Origin of the sequence: Burkholderia sp. Bp8984 (assembly GCF_003853755.1) — a bacterium.
In the GTDB taxonomy this organism is placed as follows: domain Bacteria; phylum Pseudomonadota; class Gammaproteobacteria; order Burkholderiales; family Burkholderiaceae; genus Burkholderia.
The window spans coordinates 1-1,199 of the sequence record NZ_QTQN01000087.1 but is presented as its reverse complement, the minus strand read 5'-3'; the positions used below and the strand labels follow the sequence as shown (position 1 = coordinate 1,199).

Annotated in this window: 1 protein-coding gene; it reads left to right on the top strand. The window is 61.0% G+C overall.

The annotated features are described in order from the left end of the window. Window positions 1-71 precede the first annotated feature (71 nt). Window positions 72-1,171 (top strand): IS3 family transposase gene (locus DID98_RS35420; protein ID WP_124572241.1). Its coding sequence is split into 2 segments (ribosomal slippage): window positions 72-324 and window positions 324-1,171, totalling 1,101 coding nucleotides; the frame shifts between segments, so codons are not numbered across the junction. The last annotated feature ends 28 nt before the right edge of the window (window positions 1,172-1,199 follow it).

Here is a 1,199-nt window from a genome sequence, read left to right as displayed (position 1 = left end):
CTGACCTGAGACGTTTCTTGTAGCCATCTGGCAAGTGAGTTCTCTTTTATCCTAGAGGCAAGGAGAACTCGATGAAGAAGCGATTTACCGACGAGCAGATCATCCGGATCTTGCGCGAGGTCGAGAGCCGGGACGAGCCGGTGAAGGACCTGTGCAAGCGTCACAACATCTCGGAACAGACGTTCTATCGTTGGCGCAACAAGTTCGGCGGCATGGATGTGGCCGACGCCCGTCGGCTCAAGGATCTGGAATCGGAGAACGAGCGGCTCAAGCGCCTGATTGCCGAGCAATTGCTGGTCATCGACGGCCTGAAGGAATTCAGCCGAAAAAAATGAGCACCCCAACGGGCCGGCGCGAAGCGCTGGAAGTCCTGACTCGGCGGGGTCTCTCGCAACGCAAGGCATGTTGTTATCTGGGGCTGAGTCGCCGGGTGGCCACCTATACGCTCAAGCAACCGGAGAAGGATCGGAGCCTGGGCGAGCGGCTGATGGCGGCCGCGCAGGAAGTGCCGCGCTTCGGCTACCGGCGGATGTCGGCTTGGCTGGCGCTGGGCGAATCGCGCGTGCGGCGAATGTGGCGAGCCTTGCAGCTCAACATTCCACGGCGGCGTCCTCGCCGCCGTCGTTGTGGTAACGACATTCGCCTACCCGGTGCGACACAACCCAACTCGGTATGGAGCTACGACTTCGTGCACGATCAACTGGTAGACGGGCGGGCGTTGAAGATGCTTTGCGTGATCGATGAATACACCCGCGAGTGTCTGGCGATCGAGGTCGGCGCCAGCCTGCGGTCGCAGGACGTCATCCTGACGCTGTCGCGGCTGATGCGGCTGTACGGCAAGCCCGCGTTCATTCGGTCTGACAACGGCGCCGAATTTACCGCAGCCAAGGTCATGCGCTGGCTGCGAGCTGCTGCCATCGGTCCTGCCTTCATCGCACCGGGCAGTCCGTGGCAAAACGGGTTCGTCGAGAGCTTCAACGGCAAGCTGCGTGACGAATTGCTGAACCGGGAATGGTTCCGCAGCCGCGCCGAGGCTAAGGTGCTCATCGAACGCTGGCGACAGTTCTACAACGAGCGCCGGCCCCATAGCGCACATCGCTATCAACCTCCCGCCAAGGTCCGTCGAGCCTGGCTGGATTCCGATAATATCGACGCGAGACTCACTGCTTGACTGGCTACAAAATTCCGCCGCAGGTCAA